Consider the following 16,159-nt stretch of genomic DNA (forward strand, 5'->3'; position numbering starts at 1 on the left):
TCCCCACTGCTGCCTCCCGTAGGAGTCTGGACCGTGTCTCAGTTCCAGTGTGGCTGGTCATCCTCTCAGACCAGCTAGGGATCGTCGCCTAGGTGAGCCGTTACCCCACCTACTAGCTAATCCCATCTGGGCACATCCGATGGCAAGAGGCCCGAAGGTCCCCCTCTTTGGTCTTGCGACGTTATGCGGTATTAGCTACCGTTTCCAGTAGTTATCCCCCTCCATCGGGCAGTTTCCCAGACATTACTCACCCGTCCGCCACTCGTCACCCAAGGAGCAAGCTCCTCTGTGCTACCGTTCGACTTGCATGTGTTAGGCCTGCCGCCAGCGTTCAATCTGAGCCATGATCAAACTCTTCAATTTAAGTTTGATGCTCGTGAATTAAACTTCGTAATGAATTACGTATGTTCACTCAGAGACTTGGTATTCATTTTTCGTCTTGCGACGTTAAGAATCCGTATCTTCGAGTGCCCACACAGATTGTCTGATAAATTGTTAAAGAGCAGTTGCGACGCGCTTTAGCGCTCTGTCGCGAGGTGGCGTATATTACGCTTTCCTCTTTCAGAGTCAACCCTCATTTTCAGGTTTTTCTCTTCAACCGAACCAGCTGTTTGCGTGAAGTGATTCACATCCGCCGTGTCGATGGAGGCGCATTATAGGGATCCCATTTTTTAGCACAAGTATTTTTTGGATCTTTTTTTCTGAATGCTTGTTTTTCACTCCTTTCGCTACATTCCTGCGCAATTTGACTGATTTTTGATAGCTAAACCACTTGCACAGTCTCAATAATCCAACCAAAGTCTTCATTACTGCTCTATTTTCGTTGAGGTAAACATGTCTGATGTATTGCGTCCTTATAAGGATCTTTTCCCACAGATCGGAAATCGCGTGATGATCGACACCAGTAGTGTCGTCATTGGTGATGCTCGTTTAGCTGATGATGTCGGAATCTGGCCACTGGTTGCCATTCGTGGCGACGTTAACTATGTACAAATTGGTGCCCGTACAAACATCCAGGACGGCAGCGTTCTCCATGTCACGCATAAATCCACGTCTAATCCGCAGGGTAATCCACTGATCGTGGGTGAGGACGTTACGGTTGGTCATAAAGTCATGCTACACGGCTGTATCATTGGCAACCGTGTATTAGTCGGCATGGGATCGATTCTGCTGGATGGCGTAGTCGTAGAAGACGACGTTATGATTGGGGCTGGTAGCCTGGTTCCACAAAACAAGCGCCTGGAAAGCGGATATCTGTACCTGGGAAGCCCGGTTAAGCAAATCCGTCCATTAAGCGATGAAGAGAAAGCAGGCTTACAATATTCAGCTAACAACTATGTTAAGTGGAAAGACGAGTATTTAAGTCAGAGTAACCACACCCAACCTTGAGCATCTTCCTGCTGGGCCTGGATCAATGCTTCAGCTTCTTCTTCCAGATCCCAGCGATGCTGTTGAAATATTTCCAACCACTGCTCAGGCGTGTCGCCGCCAAAGCGGGACGCCATAATCTCTCCAGATATGGCACATGTTAACTGCATACCATGAACCATCGCTGGAAACACAACGGCGTTAACATCCGTGCGCCATTCTTCCCGATCGGGAAACTGGATCGCCTGATTCATGCCGACAATTCCTGTTGCATGCTTTTTATGACAGGCTCCACCTGTGGCAAAACGCCATGCCAAAGTAAAACTGCATGCGCAGCCTGCCCCACCAGCATCCCCAGGCCATCGGCATAATGTTTCGCCCCATGCGAAACACACCAGGAAAGAAACGGTGTGTTCCCTTTCTGATAAAACATGTCATAACAATAGACCGAAGGGTGGATAAGAGATGCTGGAATAGCTGGTATCTCACCGCTCATTCCGCTGGATGTGGCATTGATGATCAAATCAAAACTGCAATTATCAAGATCGTCCATTCCCACCGCCTGCACGCTGCCGGTGTGGGAGAAGATTTGTGCCAGTTCTTCAGCGCGCGAAGCGGTACGGTTAACAATAGTCACCGCACAATCCATAGAAAGAAGAGGTAATAAAACTCCACGGGATGCACCACCCGCACCAATCAGCAGAACTCGCGATCCGGGATGAATGAAAGATAAACGCTCAAGATCGCTTAATAAGCCGATACCATCCGTGTTGTCTCCCAGTAAACGCCCATCCTCCAGCCGTTTAAGGGTGTTGACCGCTCCAGCAAGCGATGCCCGCTCCGTTAGTTCATCAGCACGTGCAAACGCCTCTTCTTTAAAAGGCACAGTGACATTTGCCCCCTTCCCGCCCTCAGCAAAAAAAGCGTTCAGCGTATTCACAAAATCATTGATGGGCGCCAGTACACGCCCATAGGAATGATCAATCTTCAACTGCTCTGCAAATTGCTGATGAATAAAGGGCGATTTACTGTGCGCTATCGGATTACCAAAAACAGCATAGGCTTCTTTCATATTACCCCTGTCGAAACTGTTCACCCGTCAGAGCATCACGGATCTCCGAAGGATTCAAACGGCCTCCGGTCTCCCCCTCAACCACAGGAAAGTCTGTACCAAACTGCGCACGGACTTCCTCAACCGTTCTGCAAGGCGGTAAGCCACTCAGATTAGCACTGGTAGATACTAATGGTTTGCCATAAGCCTGGCACAATGCAACCACCAGCGGATGATCGGTGACACGCACGGCCAGCGAGTCAAAACGACCGGTCAACCAACGAGGCGTAGTCGCGGGCGCCGGGAAAACGAAAGTAACAGGCCCAGGCCAGCGGGCGAACACAGCCTCACGTTGGGCCTCGGTGAGCATGCTATCGTCGATATAGGGTTTTAGCTGGTCAAAGCTTGCCGCAATCAAAATTAAACCTTTATCGACTGGGCGTTGTTTTAACTCTAACAGACGGGTAACAGCCGTTTCGCTGTCGGGATCGCAACCGACACCGAAAACAGCTTCAGTTGGATAGGCGATGACTTTTTCTTGTTTCAGAACCGCTATCGCCGCAGCGATAGCGTCTGTGGGCAGGTTATTATTCACTTTTTTATTCCGCCGAAATCGGCTTTCCACATTGTTTACTGGCACAGAAATGCTTCACACCCTGTGCGGTTTTCTTTTCGATGAGAAGCGGATAATGACACTCAGGACATTCTCCGGATAACGGTTTGAAGTTAATGACAAACTGGCACTCCGGATAGCGATCGCAGGAGTAGAAGGTTTTGCCATAACGGGAACGCCGCTGGACAAGATGACCAGTCTGGCATTGAGGACAGACTATTGCTGTTTCATCAGGCTTGTCGATGAGCTCGGTGTGATCGCACGCAGGATAGTCACTGCATCCAATGAACATACCGAATCGTCCCTGTCTCAGCACCAGCTCAGCGCCACATGCAGGACAAAGCTTACCCTCCAGAACTTTGACAATATGTCCGTCCGCGGAAGATTTCAGCGGACGGATGTAATCGCATTCTGGATAGTGTGAACAACCGAGAAACGGACCGTGTTTCCCGGAACGAATAACCAATTCAGCCCCGCATTGTGGGCAGGACTCATTTTTACGCACCGTGAACAGTGCTGATTTAGCCATAACAACTCATACTGAATGAAGATTGATTAATGCAGCATACCTTCATTCACTTCAAAGAGTAATTCTTCCATTTGCTGATAGGCATTTTCACAACCTGGAATGTTGAATAGCACCATCAGGATTACCCACTTCAGGTCTTCCAGATCGAACTCTGCCGTATCCAGCGCGAGTACACGCTCAATGACCATTTCTCGCGTTTCGAGGTTTAGCACCTGAATCTGCTCCAGGAATAGCAGGAATCCTCTACAGCTTGCATCCAGTCGATCGCACTCTTCCGCAGTATAAATACGTATAGAAAGAGGGTCAGATGCCAGTTGCATAGGTTCAGCAAGGCCATCCTGATAGTCAGCAAGCTTTTCCAGCCAAAGTAACGCGTTGTAAATGTCTTCACGATCAAAACCAGCGTCGGTAAGATCCCGTTCCAGTTTGTCCTGATCCACACGCAGCTCAGCTTCGTTATGGATATATGTCTCAAACAAATACATTAGTACGTCGAACATGGCATGCCCTCCTCAATCGGACATAGCCGCCGGGTACAGCTGCGATCCACCCTGCTAACTCCAGTTCGAGCAGTTGAGCCACTACCTCTGGCACAGGTTGGCCGGCACGTTCAGCGACGACGTCAACAGGTGTTACCTCATCTCCTACGTTAGCCAGGAGCTCCGGAAATGGCAATGCCACCTCTTCGTGATCTGGCGAATAAATTGATTTTTCAGGTTCATCTGGCAACCATTGCAGCCCATATTGCAAATTTTCAAGAATTTCCTCTGGTGTCGTCACAAGCATGGCTCCCTGCTGAATTAGCCAATGCGGGCCTTCACTTCCCGGGCTCCCAATCGGCCCTGGTAAAGCAAACACCTCCCGCCCTTGTTCCAGTGCACAGCGAGCAGTAACCAGTGACCCGCTACGCTGTGCAGCTTCGACGACCAGTACACCTTTACTTAGACCACTGATAATGCGATTTCGTCGGGGAAAATTGCGTGGCAAAGGGAGCGTATCTAATGGGAACTCAGACACCAGTGCACCACCTGCCTCAATCAGTCGCTGAGCAAGACGGATATGCTGTCGTGGGTGAATGGTCTCAAGTCCATTTCCCAGCACCGCAATACTTGTGCCTTGTCGGTTTATCGCAGCACTGTGTGCCACGCCATCAATTCCCCGGGCCAGACCGCTGGTGATCGTCACACCACATGCTGCAAGCTTTTCACAAAACAATCGCCCCCAGCGTTCGCCATACCAGGAGTGCTGTCTGCTGCCGACAACGGCCACCTGGAACGAGCGAAGACATGCGGGATTTCCTGCGACAAAAAGCCCCCCAGGATAATCCTCAATCGCACGGAGCTGTCGCGGATAATGCTCACTGTCTGCAACCACAAAATGGTGGTTCGGATGTTCAAGCCAGCGCAACGTTTTTTCCAGCGTCTGCTGTGAAAAGGTTAAAAACCGTGTGGCCTGGCGGGGAGAGAATCCTGCCTGCAGGAGTACCGCGTTGCTAATCAACGGTTGAGTATTGAGCCAGTGGGCAATGCGCACCATCTCATCACCATACAGTTCATTCACTTGCGCTAAACGTAGCCAAATTTCGATTTGGGTCATCCTTGTCCCCCTGCCACAAGCAGTCCTGGCAATCTTTGCGATTGGTCACTGATGCTGTCAATCAGAGGGGGTTTTGTCTAGAATAGAGGTAATAATCTTTTCAACTCCTGAACACAACTCTGGATAACTATGTCAGTTTTGCAAGTGTTACATATTCCGGACGAGCGCCTTCGCAAAGTCGCAAAACCGGTCGAAGAAGTGAATGCAGAAATTCAGCGCATCGTTGATGATATGTTCGAAACGATGTATGCCGAAGAAGGTATCGGTCTGGCAGCAACACAGGTTGATATTCATCAGCGCATCATCGTTATTGATGTCTCTGAAAACCGCGACGAGCAGTTGGTACTCATTAACCCAGAGCTGCTGGAAAAAGACGGCGAAACCGGCATTGAAGAAGGCTGCCTGTCTATTCCTGAACAGCGTGCGTTAGTACCACGCGCAGAGAAAGTAAAAATTCGTGCGCTCGATCGCAACGGCAAATCTTTTGAACTGGAAGCCGATGGCCTACTGGCTATCTGCATTCAACATGAAATGGATCACCTGGTCGGTAAACTGTTTATCGATTATCTGTCTCCGTTGAAGCAACAACGTATTCGTCAGAAAGTTGAAAAACTCGACCGCCTGAACGCCCGAGCTTAAGGACAAGAATCAACGTGTCAGACTCACTACGTATTATTTTTGCGGGTACACCTGACTTTGCAGCGCGTCATCTCGACGCGCTGTTGTCTTCTGGACACAACGTCGTTGGCGTGTTTACCCAACCGGACCGCCCGGCGGGACGCGGTAAAAAGCTGATGCCCAGCCCGGTCAAAGTGCTGGCGGAAGAAAAAGGGATACCGGTTTTCCAACCTGTCTCTCTTCGCCCTCAGGAAAACCAGCAGCTGGTTGCTGATTTACGCGCAGACGTGATGGTGGTGGTGGCATATGGCCTGATTCTGCCAAAAGCCGTACTGGAAATGCCGCGTCTGGGTTGTATCAACGTTCACGGCTCCCTGCTTCCACGCTGGCGTGGTGCAGCACCGATCCAGCGCTCACTGTGGGCAGGTGACACCGAAACAGGTGTAACCATCATGCAGATGGATGTTGGCCTCGACACCGGAGATATGCTGCTTAAGCTGTCTTGCCCGATTACGGCAGAAGATACCAGCGGTTCGTTATACGATAAGCTGGCAGATTTGGGGCCGCAGGGGCTGATTGAAACGCTAAAACAGCTGGCTGCCGGCACAATAAACCCGGTGGTACAAGATGAATCACTGGTTACGCATGCAGAAAAACTCAGCAAAGAAGAGGCCCGTATCGACTGGTCGCTTTCAGCTGTTCAATTGGAACGCTGCATCCGCGCCTTTAACCCATGGCCAATGAGCTGGCTTGAAATCGACGGTCAACCAGTGAAAGTCTGGCAAGCTTCGGTTATTGCGGAAAACACCCAGGCTGCGCCAGGCACCATTCTGGAGGCAACAAAGCAGGGTATTCAGGTCGCCACGGGTGACGGCATCCTGAATCTCGTCTCTTTGCAGCCTGCCGGTAAAAAAGCCATGAGCGCGCAGGATCTGCTTAATTCACGCCGGGAATGGTTTGTACCCGGTAACCGTCTGGTCTGACGGTTCATCTCTTTAAGCCCGGTGTTTCCGGGCATTTTTATTTTTGCGCTTATGAAAAAACATCTTAATTTACGCAGTATGGCGGCCCAAGCCGTCGAACAGGTTGTCGAAAAAGGACAGTCATTAAGCAACGTGCTGCCCGCCATGCAGCAAAAAGTTGCAGATAAAGACAAAGCGCTGTTGCAGGAACTTTGCTTCGGCGTATTGCGTACACTCTCTCAACTGGAATGGATGATCCAGCAACTCATGGAACGTCCAATGACGGGCAAACAACGCACCGTTCACTACCTGATCATGGTGGGCTTCTACCAACTTCTGCATACTCGTATTCCAGCACACGCCGCGCTGGCTGAGACAGTAGAAGGCGCGGTTGTCATTAAGCGTCCGCAACTGAAAGGGCTGATCAACGGCGTGTTGCGCCAGTTTCAACGCCGTCAGGATGAACTGCTGGCCGAGTTTGCGCAAAGCGATTTGCGCTTCTTACACCCCTCCTGGCTGGTGAAACGTATTAAGAGTGCGTATCCGCAGCAGTGGGAAGCTATTCTTGAAGCCAATAACCAGCGACCGCCGATGTGGCTACGCGTCAATCGTAATCACCATACGCGCGACGCCTGGATAGACCTGCTTACCGCAGCGGGATTAACCGGTTTCCCGCATCCAGACTACCCGGATGCAGTGCGTCTGGAAACACCGGCTCCAGTTCACGCCCTCCCTGGTTTTGACGAAGGTTGGGTCACCGTTCAGGATGCTTCTGCTCAGGGGTGCGTTAAATATCTACTGCCGAAAGATGGCGAGCAGATTCTCGACCTATGCTGCGCGCCGGGCGGTAAAACGACGCACATTCTGGAAGTTGCTCCGCAAGCTAACGTCATGGCCGTCGATGTGGATGAAAAACGCTTATCGCGCGTTTACGACAATCTGAAACGTCTGGGCATGAAGGCAACCGTAAAACAGGGTGATGGTCGATATCCACAACAATGGTGTGGCGAACAACAGTTTGACCGTATTTTGCTGGATGCTCCGTGTTCTGCCACCGGCGTTATTCGTCGCCATCCAGACATCAAATGGCTGCGTCGCGACCGGGATATTGCCGAACTTGCGCAGCTGCAGGCCGAGATCCTGAATGCAACCTGGTTACATCTTAAACCTGGCGGCACGCTGGTTTATGCAACGTGCTCTATCCTGCCAGAAGAAAACCAGCAGCAAATTACCGCCTTCCTGGCACGCACGCCGGATGCGGTATTAAGCGAAACCGGTACGCCGGAAAAACCCGGACGTCAGAATTTACCGGGTGCGGAAGATGGCGATGGCTTCTTTTACGCTAAGCTAATCAAAAAGTGATGAGATAACGGGTCGCGACTGATGAAAATTATCATTCTGGGCGCAGGGCAAGTTGGCGGTACGCTGGCTGAAAACCTGGTCGGAGAGAACAACGATATCACGGTAGTCGATACCAATGGTGAACGCCTGCGCAGCCTGCAGGACAAGTTTGATCTCCGCGTCGTGCAAGGGCACGGTTCACATCCTCGCGTACTGCGTGAAGCTGGGGCCGACGATGCCGATATGCTGGTTGCCGTAACCAGCTCAGATGAAACAAATATGGTTGCCTGCCAGGTAGCTTATTCACTGTTTAATACGCCTAATCGCATCGCCCGTATTCGTTCACCGGATTATGTTCGTGATGCGGACAAGCTATTCCAATCCGATGCGGTACCTATCGATCACCTGATTGCGCCGGAGCAACTGGTTATCGATAGCATTTATCGACTGATTGAATATCCGGGTGCATTGCAGGTGGTGAATTTTGCCGAAGGTAAAGTCAGTCTGGCAGTAGTAAAAGCCTATTACGGCGGGCCGCTTATCGGTAATGCGCTGTCAACAATGCGTGAACATATGCCGCACATCGATACCCGTGTTGCGGCGATTTTCCGTCATGATCGACCAATCCGTCCACAAGGTTCTACGATCGTTGAAGCGGGTGATGAAGTCTTCTTTATTGCGGCATCACAGCATATTCGCGCCGTAATGAGTGAACTGCAACGTCTGGAAAAACCGTACAAACGCATTATGTTAGTAGGCGGCGGTAATATCGGAGCGGGTCTTGCTCGTCGTCTGGAAAAAGATTACAGCGTCAAACTGATCGAACGTAATCAACAGCGAGCATCCGAACTTGCAGAGAAACTGCAAAATACGATCGTCTTTTTTGGTGATGCTTCGGATCAAGAGTTACTGGCCGAAGAACATATCGATCAGGTAGATCTGTTCATCGCAGTGACCAACGATGATGAAGCGAATATCATGTCGGCGATGCTTGCCAAACGGATGGGTGCCAAGAAAGTGATGGTGTTAATCCAACGCAGAGCATACGTCGATCTGGTGCAAGGTAGCGTGATCGATATTGCTATTTCACCGCAGCAGGCGACCATCTCCGCGTTGCTCAGTCACGTACGTAAAGCTGACATTGTCGGCGTTTCTTCACTACGCCGTGGCGTCGCGGAAGCCATTGAAGCCGTCGCACACGGGGATGAAACAACATCTCGGGTGGTGGGACGCTCAATTGATGAAATTAAACTTCCCCCTGGAACCATTATTGGCGCCGTTGTGCGTGGTAACGATGTGATGATTGCCAACGATAACCTGCGCATTGAGCAGGGCGATCACGTAATTATGTTCCTGACAGATAAAAAGTTTATTACCGACGTCGAGCGACTATTCCAGCCAAGTCCTTTCTTCCTGTAATAAAAAGGGTGCTAATACAGCGCCCTTTTTATTTCCCTTTATATTTCATGGTCTAATAAATTTTCCTTTCGGCAATACATAAATGGAAATTGCCTAAACATTTGTTAAACTTATAAACGTCAGCTGCATAGGGAGAATAAAATGAGCATTATTAAAGAGTTTCGCGAATTCGCGATGCGCGGGAATGTTGTCGATTTGGCAGTGGGTGTCATTATTGGTGCGGCATTCGGTAAGATTGTTTCATCACTGGTTGCCGATATCATCATGCCGCCACTGGGGTTGTTAATTGGTGGGATTGATTTTAAACAGTTTGCTTTAACGCTACGTGATGCACAGGGAGACATCCCTGCCGTGGTCATGCATTACGGTGTATTTATTCAGAATGTCTTCGATTTCATTATTGTTGCGTTTGCTATCTTTATGGCAATCAAACTGATCAACAAACTGAACCGTAAAAAAGCGGAGGAGCCGGCAGCACCGCCAGCCCCATCAAAAGAAGAAGTATTACTGAGCGAAATTCGTGACCTGCTGAAAGAACAGAATAACCGCTCTTAAGCACTCACGGAAACAAGAAGGCCAGTGGTAAAAAAGTTAATTACTTTCTTGCCACTGGCCTCCCAGTTACCCCGATTGCCATGTTTACCTTTACGTAGATAACTTCCTTTCCCTTTCTTATTTTTCTCAACGCGCTGTCTGAACAGTGGGTCATGCAGAAGCGCCTCAATGGCGTTGTCCTTTATCTGCCCTTTGGTGTGCTGATAACGACTCATAATATCTCCAGTTTGAGGTAATTTAAGTCGGGAGTGTAGACCCGGCAGTTCAAGAAATCAACAGCCTGATGTTGTTCCACTGGCGCCTTGCTCTAGAGCTTCAAGAATAGAGCAGTACACGCTGCTGTGTGCCTTGCCGCAGCATGCATCATTCAATCGCTGCAGAGACCGCTGCATCGTCTGAAGTTCGGCAATACGTGCTTCGACTTCTTGCAGTCTTTCCTGGACGATCCCTTTTGATTCCTGACAGGTATGGTGTTCGGGATCAACACGGATCGAAAGCAATTCGCGGATCGACTCCAGAGTGAAACCAAGCTGGCGGGCATAACGAATAAACTTCAGGCGCTGAAGATCGCTTTCTGTATAGAGCCGAAATCCGCCTTCAGTACGCACTTCATGCTCCATCATCTGCTGCTTTTCATAGTAGCGAATAGTATCTGGTGTCACGTCAGCCAGTTTCGCTATTTCACCAATTCGGTACATGCTCTCTCCGCTATTCATCGTTGATCTTTTTTAGCAGCTTATCTGCGTAGTCACCGCGCAAAAACTCGGTGCTGAGTCCAGCCTGCCGAAGTTTAAGTTCCAGCAGCGACAGTCTTCGGCTCACCTCCGGATAACTTGGATCATCTTTGCGGATCCCCGCGAGTATTTCAAGCAGCTGTATTGCTTCTCTGCGTTGCTCGAGCTCAGGAGGAAGGCAACCTGCATTTTTTAATAAACGGTATCCAGCTCGGAGTTCAGTCGGGACATGGGAGTCATCGTCAAGAGTCAGCGGTTTACCCGTTCCCGGTAAATCATCAAACTCACCTTTAGATTGTGCATCAATGATATGGCGCTCTGCCCACTGGTCCAGTAACCACATACAACACTCCAGGGGATGAACAAAAAGAGTACAGATATTGTAGATAAGTGGGGATATGACGGATATAAAAAAACCCGCCGAAGCGGGTTTTTTTACGTTACTACAGATTACTCTGCAGCAGCTTCTGTTTTCTCTGAACGATCAACCAGCTCGATGTATGCCATCGGCGCGTTGTCGCCTGCACGGAAACCACACTTCAGAATGCGAGTGTAACCACCGGCGCGGCTCGCGAAACGCGGGCCCAGTTCGTTAAACAGTTTTGCCACGATCTCGTTATCACGAGTACGGGCGAATGCCAGACGACGATTAGCTACGCTATCAGTCTTGGCAAGAGTAATCAGCGGCTCAACTACGCGACGCAGCTCTTTCGCTTTCGGCAGAGTCGTCTTGATGATTTCATGACGAACCAGTGAACCTGCCATATTGCGGAACATAGCCTGGCGATGGCTGCTGTTGCGGTTCAGTTGACGACCACTCTTACGATGGCGCATGACCTTATCCTTCTCAGTAAAACCTTAACCTGTGATCCGGTTACTCGTCAGCGATGCTTGCCGGTGGCCAGTTTTCCAGGCGCATGCCCAGAGACAGTCCACGGGAAGCCAGCACATCTTTAATCTCGGTAAGAGATTTTTTACCAAGGTTAGGCGTCTTAAGAAGCTCAACCTCAGTACGCTGTACCAGATCACCGATATAGTGGATAGCTTCTGCTTTGAGGCAGTTAGCAGAGCGGACAGTCAATTCCAGATCGTCAACAGGGCGCAGCAGGATCGGATCGAATTCTGGTTTCTCTTCTTTAACTTCCGGCTGACGTACATCACGTAAATCAACGAAAGCTTCCAGTTGTTCAGCCAGAATGGTAGCCGCACGACGAATCGCCTCTTCAGGATCGATTGTGCCGTTGGTTTCCATTTCGATGACCAGCTTGTCCAGGTCGGTACGCTGTTCTACACGCGCTGCTTCAACATTGTAGGCAATACGCTCTACAGGGCTGTAGCATGCGTCGACCAGCAGACGGCCGATTGGGCGCTCATCTTCTTCCGAATGAATTCGGGTAGAAGCCGGCACATAACCACGACCGCGCTGAACTTTGATACGCATGCTAATAGATGCATTCTCATCGGTCAGGTGGCAGATCACGTGCTGTGGCTTGACGATTTCGACATCACCATCATGGGTAATGTCGGCTGCAGTCACAGGGCCAATGCCAGATTTATTCAAGGTAAGAATAACATCATCTTTACCCTGAACTCTCACCGCCAGCCCTTTCAGGTTGAGCAGGATTTCCAGGATATCTTCCTGAACGCCTTCTTTGGTGCTGTACTCATGTAGTACACCATCAATCTCAACCTCGGTCACCGCGCAACCCGGCATCGATGAGAGCAGAATACGGCGCAGTGCGTTACCCAAAGTATGGCCAAAGCCACGCTCTAAAGGCTCAAGGGTCACCTTGGCGTGCGTCGAACTCACTTGCTCGATATCTACCAGGCGCGGTTTTAGAAACTCTGTCACAGAACCCTGCATTGTGTCCTCTCTTTGGTACTAAGCTTTACTTGGAGTAAAGCTCGACGATCAGGTGTTCGTTAATGTCCGCAGACAGATCAGAACGCTCCGGCTTACGCTTGAACGTACCTTCCATCTTGCCAGCATCAACTTCCAGCCAGGTTGGCTTTTCACGCTGCTCAGCCAGCTCCAGAGCGGCTTTCACGCGAGACTGCTTCTTCGCTTTCTCACGAATGCTAACAACGTCATTCGGACTAACCTGATAAGAAGCGATGTTAACAACACGACCGTTTACCATAATTGCTTTATGGCTGACCAGCTGACGTGCTTCTGCACGAGTGGCACCGAAGCCCATACGGTATACAACGTTGTCCAGACGACCTTCCAGCAGACCCAACAGGTTTTCACCGGTGTTGCCTTTCAGACGTGCTGCTTCTTTGTAGTAGTTACGGAACTGACGCTCCAGCACACCGTAGATACGGCGAACTTTTTGCTTTTCACGCAACTGCACACCATAGTCAGACAGACGCGGTTTACGCGCACCGTGCTGGCCAGGAGCTTGTTCAATTTTACACTTGGTATCGATCGCGCGAACGCCAGACTTAAGGAATAAGTCAGTGCCCTCACGACGGCTCAGCTTGAGCTTAGGACCCAAATATCTTGCCATTTTCTTTCTCCAACAATCCTAGAAACGACAGCGTTATACGCGACGTTTTTTCGGCGGACGACAACCGTTATGAGGGATCGGAGTCACATCAGTAATATTAGTGATGCGGAAACCAGCGGCGTTCAGAGCACGAACAGTAGATTCGCGACCTGGACCCGGTCCTTTGACCATAACTTCCAGATTCTTGATACCGTATTCTTTTACGGCTTCAGCGCAACGCTCTGCTGCAACCTGAGCTGCAAACGGAGTGGATTTGCGAGAACCACGGAAACCGGAACCACCGGCTGTTGCCCAACCCAGTGCGTTACCCTGACGATCAGTAATGGTAACGATGGTGTTGTTAAAAGAAGCATGGATATGAGCCACGCCGTCAGAGACTTGTTTTCTTACACGTTTACGTGCACGAATTGGTGCCTTTGCCATTATTCAATCACCCCGATTATTTCTTGATCGGTTTGCGCGGACCCTTACGGGTACGTGCGTTGGTCTTGGTACGCTGACCGCGAACCGGGAGACCACGACGATGACGCAAACCGCGATAGCAACCAAGGTCCATAAGGCGCTTGATGCTCATGCTAACTTCACGGCGCAGATCACCTTCAACGACAAATTTGGCAACTTCGTCACGCAGCGTGTCGATTTGTTCTTCAGACAGCTCACTGATCTTAACATCTTCAGCGATACCCGCGGCAGCCAGAATGGCTTTAGAACGGGTCTTGCCGACGCCGTAGATCGAAGTTAATGCGATCACAGCATGTTTCTGATCAGGAATGTTAATGCCTGCTATACGGGCCACTATGCACTCCTACTATTTAATATGTACGCACCATGCTGAAAAGCCCGTTTTCAGGATACTCAAATGGAAACGCACAGACATACAAAAGATTGGCTGGCTAATCTAGCCAGCTCAACCCAACTTTGCAAGAAAAATATGCGAATAAATCAGCCTTGGCGCTGTTTATGCTTCGGCTCGGCACTGCAAATCACACGGATGACACCATCACGCTTAACGATTTTGCAGTTACGGCATAATTTCTTGACGGAAGCACGAACTTTCATTTTTACTCTCCGTAACTTCTCGGGCGACTGTTAACGGCCGTAGCCTTTCAGATTCGCCTTCTTCAATGCAGACTCGTACTGACTTGACATCATCAGAGTTTGCACTTGAGCCATAAAGTCCATAATCACGACAACAACGATAAGCAGTGAGGTCCCACCGAAGTAGAACGGTACTTTCATTGCATCACGCATGAACTCCGGGATCAGGCAGATAAAGGTAATGTAGAGCGCACCAACCAAAGTCAGGCGGGTCATTACTTTATCGATATACTTCGCCGTTTGCTCTCCCGGACGAATTCCTGGTACAAATGCACCGGACTTCTTCAGGTTATCTGCTGTTTCACGCGGGTTGAAAACCAACGCCGTGTAGAAGAAACAGAAGAATATGATTGCAGACGCATAGAGTAACACATAAAGCGGTTGCCCAGGCTGCAAATACAGCGAAATTGTTGTCAGCCAGTTCCAACCAGTCCCGCCCCCGAACCATGACGCGATGGTCGCCGGGAACAGAATAATACTGGAAGCGAAGATTGCCGGGATTACCCCCGCCATATTCACTTTCAGCGGTAAATGTGTGCTCTGTGCAGCATAGACACGACGACCTTGCTGACGTTTCGCGTAGTTTACCACAATGCGGCGTTGACCACGCTCAACAAATACAACAAAGAACGTCACTGCGAATACTAATACTGCAACCAACAGCAACACGAGGAAGTGCAGGTCGCCTTGACGCGCTTGCTCGATAGTATGGGCAATGGCTGGCGGGAGTCCCGCTACAATACCGGCGAAGATAATGATTGAGATACCGTTGCCGATACCACGTTCAGTAATCTGTTCACCCAACCACATCAGGAACATCGTCCCTGTAACCAGACTTACAACAGCGGTGAAATAGAATGCAAAGCCTGGGTTCATCACCAGGCCCTGCATACCAGGCATATTCGGCAGACCGGTAGCAATACCGATCGACTGGAATATTGCCAGCACCAGAGTACCGTAGCGGGTGTACTGGCTGATCTTACGACGACCAGACTCCCCTTCTTTCTTAATTTCTGCCAGCGTTGGATGAACCACCGTCAGCAGCTGGATAATGATCGACGCCGAAATATACGGCATGATCCCCAGAGCAAAGATAGAAGCACGGCTGAGAGCACCACCAGAGAACATGTTAAACATTTCAATGATGGTGCCTCGCTGTTGCTCAAGCAGTTTGGCAAGTACAGCGGCATCAATACCAGGGATCGGAATGAAAGAGCCAATACGGAACACAATCAGCGCGCCGATTACAAACAGCAGTCTGCGTTTCAGCTCGCCTAAGCCACCTTTGGCACTTTGAAAATCTAATCCCGGTTGTTTAGCCATCTGCTACTTATTCCTCGATTTTACCGCCAGCAGCTTCGATAGCAGCACGAGCGCCTTTAGTAACACGCAGGCCACGAACAGTTACCGGAGTAGTGACTTCACCAGCCAGGATCACTTTCGCGAACTCGATCTGGATACCGATAATGTTAGCTGCTTTCAGCGTGTTCAGGTCTACAACACCGCCTTCAACTTTAGCCAGGTCAGACAGACGAACTTCGGCTGTAATCGCTGCTTTACGTGAAGTGAAGCCGAATTTCGGCAGACGACGGTACAGAGGCATCTGACCACCCTCGAAACCGCGACGTACGCCACCGCCAGAACGAGACTTCTGACCTTTGTGACCACGACCACCGGTTTTACCGAGGCCAGAACCGATACCACGACCCAGGCGGCGAGCCGCTTTTTTAGAGCCTTCGGCCGGAGACAGAGTATTTAAACGCAT

Annotated in this window: 23 protein-coding genes and 1 rRNA gene; 6 read left to right on the top strand and 18 right to left on the bottom strand. The window is 50.1% G+C overall.

Features of this window, described 5'->3' with window-relative positions; all coding sequences use genetic code 11:
* Positions 1-363: ribosomal RNA gene (locus OGV89_RS14245) — 16S ribosomal RNA — on the bottom strand; the annotation flags it as partial.
* A 471-nt stretch (positions 364-834) separates the two neighbouring features.
* On the opposite strand from OGV89_RS14245, the gene OGV89_RS14250 reads away from it, so the two are divergent.
* Positions 835-1,389: a gamma carbonic anhydrase family protein gene (locus OGV89_RS14250; RefSeq protein ID WP_003031171.1), complete on the top strand. Its 555-nt coding sequence runs from the start codon at positions 835-837 to the stop codon at positions 1,387-1,389.
* Here the strand turns inward: OGV89_RS14250 and OGV89_RS14255 are convergent.
* Genes OGV89_RS14255 through dprA form a run of 6 tightly spaced genes read right to left on the bottom strand, consistent with a single transcriptional unit; the run spans position 1,365 to position 5,157 of the window.
* Positions 1,365-1,622 carry a DUF1488 family protein gene (locus OGV89_RS14255; RefSeq protein ID WP_003031169.1) on the bottom strand — a complete coding sequence of 86 codons (258 nt, stop codon included), beginning with the start codon at positions 1,620-1,622 and terminating at the stop codon, positions 1,365-1,367. The two genes, OGV89_RS14250 and OGV89_RS14255, sit on opposite strands and share 25 nt — an antisense overlap.
* Positions 1,619-2,440: a shikimate dehydrogenase gene (gene aroE, locus OGV89_RS14260; RefSeq protein WP_032938694.1), complete on the bottom strand. Its 822-nt coding sequence runs from the start codon at positions 2,438-2,440 to the stop codon at positions 1,619-1,621. The genes OGV89_RS14255 and aroE overlap by 4 nt, the downstream gene beginning before the upstream one ends.
* 1 nt (position 2,441) lies before the next feature.
* Positions 2,442-3,014 carry an L-threonylcarbamoyladenylate synthase type 1 TsaC gene (gene tsaC / locus OGV89_RS14265; RefSeq protein ID WP_003031166.1) on the bottom strand — a complete coding sequence of 191 codons (573 nt, stop codon included), beginning with the start codon at positions 3,012-3,014 and terminating at the stop codon, positions 2,442-2,444.
* A gap of 4 nt (positions 3,015-3,018) precedes the next feature.
* The gene (locus OGV89_RS14270) at positions 3,019-3,561 is read right to left on the bottom strand and encodes a DNA topoisomerase family protein (protein ID WP_137348700.1); all 543 of its coding nucleotides are present in this window, start codon (positions 3,559-3,561) and stop codon (positions 3,019-3,021) included.
* Positions 3,562-3,587: 26 nt separating this feature from the next.
* The gene (gene smg, locus OGV89_RS14275; RefSeq protein ID WP_003031162.1) at positions 3,588-4,061 is read right to left on the bottom strand and encodes a DUF494 family protein Smg; all 474 of its coding nucleotides are present in this window, start codon (positions 4,059-4,061) and stop codon (positions 3,588-3,590) included.
* Positions 4,033-5,157 carry a DNA-protecting protein DprA gene (dprA, locus tag OGV89_RS14280; RefSeq protein WP_119174611.1) on the bottom strand — a complete coding sequence of 375 codons (1,125 nt, stop codon included), beginning with the start codon at positions 5,155-5,157 and terminating at the stop codon, positions 4,033-4,035. Before dprA ends, smg begins: the two co-directional genes overlap by 29 nt.
* 129 nt (positions 5,158-5,286) lie before the next feature.
* Here dprA and def point away from each other — a divergent pair, with 129 nt between their 5' ends.
* The 5 genes from def (at position 5,287) to mscL (ending at position 10,052) form a co-directional block, all read left to right on the top strand.
* Entirely contained in the window at positions 5,287-5,796 is a 510-nt protein-coding gene (def, locus tag OGV89_RS14285) for a peptide deformylase (RefSeq protein WP_003031159.1), read from the top strand.
* 14 nt (positions 5,797-5,810) lie between these two features.
* Positions 5,811-6,758, top strand: coding sequence for a methionyl-tRNA formyltransferase (gene fmt / locus OGV89_RS14290; RefSeq protein WP_003845229.1), 948 nt, complete (start codon positions 5,811-5,813; stop codon positions 6,756-6,758).
* A gap of 51 nt (positions 6,759-6,809) precedes the next feature.
* The gene (rsmB, locus tag OGV89_RS14295; RefSeq protein WP_044702716.1) at positions 6,810-8,099 is read left to right on the top strand and encodes a 16S rRNA (cytosine(967)-C(5))-methyltransferase RsmB; all 1,290 of its coding nucleotides are present in this window, start codon (positions 6,810-6,812) and stop codon (positions 8,097-8,099) included.
* Between the two features lie 21 nt (positions 8,100-8,120).
* Positions 8,121-9,497 (top strand): Trk system potassium transporter TrkA, encoded by a 1,377-nt coding sequence (gene trkA, locus OGV89_RS14300; RefSeq protein WP_003031153.1) that lies wholly within the window; start codon positions 8,121-8,123, stop codon positions 9,495-9,497.
* A gap of 141 nt (positions 9,498-9,638) precedes the next feature.
* Positions 9,639-10,052: a large-conductance mechanosensitive channel protein MscL gene (gene mscL, locus OGV89_RS14305; RefSeq protein WP_003031152.1), complete on the top strand. Its 414-nt coding sequence runs from the start codon at positions 9,639-9,641 to the stop codon at positions 10,050-10,052.
* Here mscL and arfA read toward each other — a convergent pair.
* From arfA to rplO, 11 genes are all read right to left on the bottom strand, one after another.
* Positions 10,049-10,267, bottom strand: coding sequence for an alternative ribosome-rescue factor ArfA (gene arfA / locus OGV89_RS14310; RefSeq protein ID WP_003828276.1), 219 nt, complete (start codon positions 10,265-10,267; stop codon positions 10,049-10,051). The genes mscL and arfA overlap by 4 nt on opposite strands.
* A gap of 57 nt (positions 10,268-10,324) precedes the next feature.
* Positions 10,325-10,750: a Zn(2+)-responsive transcriptional regulator gene (gene zntR, locus OGV89_RS14315; RefSeq protein ID WP_003031145.1), complete on the bottom strand. Its 426-nt coding sequence runs from the start codon at positions 10,748-10,750 to the stop codon at positions 10,325-10,327.
* Positions 10,751-10,760: 10 nt separating this feature from the next.
* Positions 10,761-11,129 carry a DnaJ family domain-containing protein gene (locus OGV89_RS14320; RefSeq protein WP_003842100.1) on the bottom strand — a complete coding sequence of 123 codons (369 nt, stop codon included), beginning with the start codon at positions 11,127-11,129 and terminating at the stop codon, positions 10,761-10,763.
* 107 nt (positions 11,130-11,236) lie between these two features.
* On the bottom strand, positions 11,237-11,620 hold the full coding sequence (rplQ, locus tag OGV89_RS14325) for a 50S ribosomal protein L17 (protein ID WP_001216370.1): 384 nt from the start codon (positions 11,618-11,620) through the stop codon (positions 11,237-11,239).
* 40 nt (positions 11,621-11,660) lie between these two features.
* Positions 11,661-12,650, bottom strand: coding sequence for a DNA-directed RNA polymerase subunit alpha (locus OGV89_RS14330; RefSeq protein ID WP_003031139.1), 990 nt, complete (start codon positions 12,648-12,650; stop codon positions 11,661-11,663).
* A gap of 25 nt (positions 12,651-12,675) precedes the next feature.
* The gene (gene rpsD / locus OGV89_RS14335) at positions 12,676-13,296 is read right to left on the bottom strand and encodes a 30S ribosomal protein S4 (RefSeq protein ID WP_003031138.1); all 621 of its coding nucleotides are present in this window, start codon (positions 13,294-13,296) and stop codon (positions 12,676-12,678) included.
* 33 nt (positions 13,297-13,329) lie between these two features.
* The gene (gene rpsK / locus OGV89_RS14340) at positions 13,330-13,719 is read right to left on the bottom strand and encodes a 30S ribosomal protein S11 (RefSeq protein WP_003031137.1); all 390 of its coding nucleotides are present in this window, start codon (positions 13,717-13,719) and stop codon (positions 13,330-13,332) included.
* Positions 13,720-13,735: 16 nt separating this feature from the next.
* The gene (gene rpsM / locus OGV89_RS14345; RefSeq protein WP_003031135.1) at positions 13,736-14,092 is read right to left on the bottom strand and encodes a 30S ribosomal protein S13; all 357 of its coding nucleotides are present in this window, start codon (positions 14,090-14,092) and stop codon (positions 13,736-13,738) included.
* A 146-nt stretch (positions 14,093-14,238) separates the two neighbouring features.
* Positions 14,239-14,355 (bottom strand): 50S ribosomal protein L36, encoded by a 117-nt coding sequence (rpmJ, locus tag OGV89_RS14350; RefSeq protein WP_000868187.1) that lies wholly within the window; start codon positions 14,353-14,355, stop codon positions 14,239-14,241.
* Between the two features lie 30 nt (positions 14,356-14,385).
* On the bottom strand, positions 14,386-15,717 hold the full coding sequence (gene secY / locus OGV89_RS14355; RefSeq protein WP_001118864.1) for a preprotein translocase subunit SecY: 1,332 nt from the start codon (positions 15,715-15,717) through the stop codon (positions 14,386-14,388).
* A 7-nt stretch (positions 15,718-15,724) separates the two neighbouring features.
* Entirely contained in the window at positions 15,725-16,159 is a 435-nt protein-coding gene (gene rplO, locus OGV89_RS14360) for a 50S ribosomal protein L15 (RefSeq protein WP_003031132.1), read from the bottom strand.

The sequence above is a fragment of the Citrobacter sp. Cf125 genome, assembly GCF_030333935.1.
In the GTDB taxonomy this organism is placed as follows: domain Bacteria; phylum Pseudomonadota; class Gammaproteobacteria; order Enterobacterales; family Enterobacteriaceae; genus Citrobacter; species Citrobacter freundii.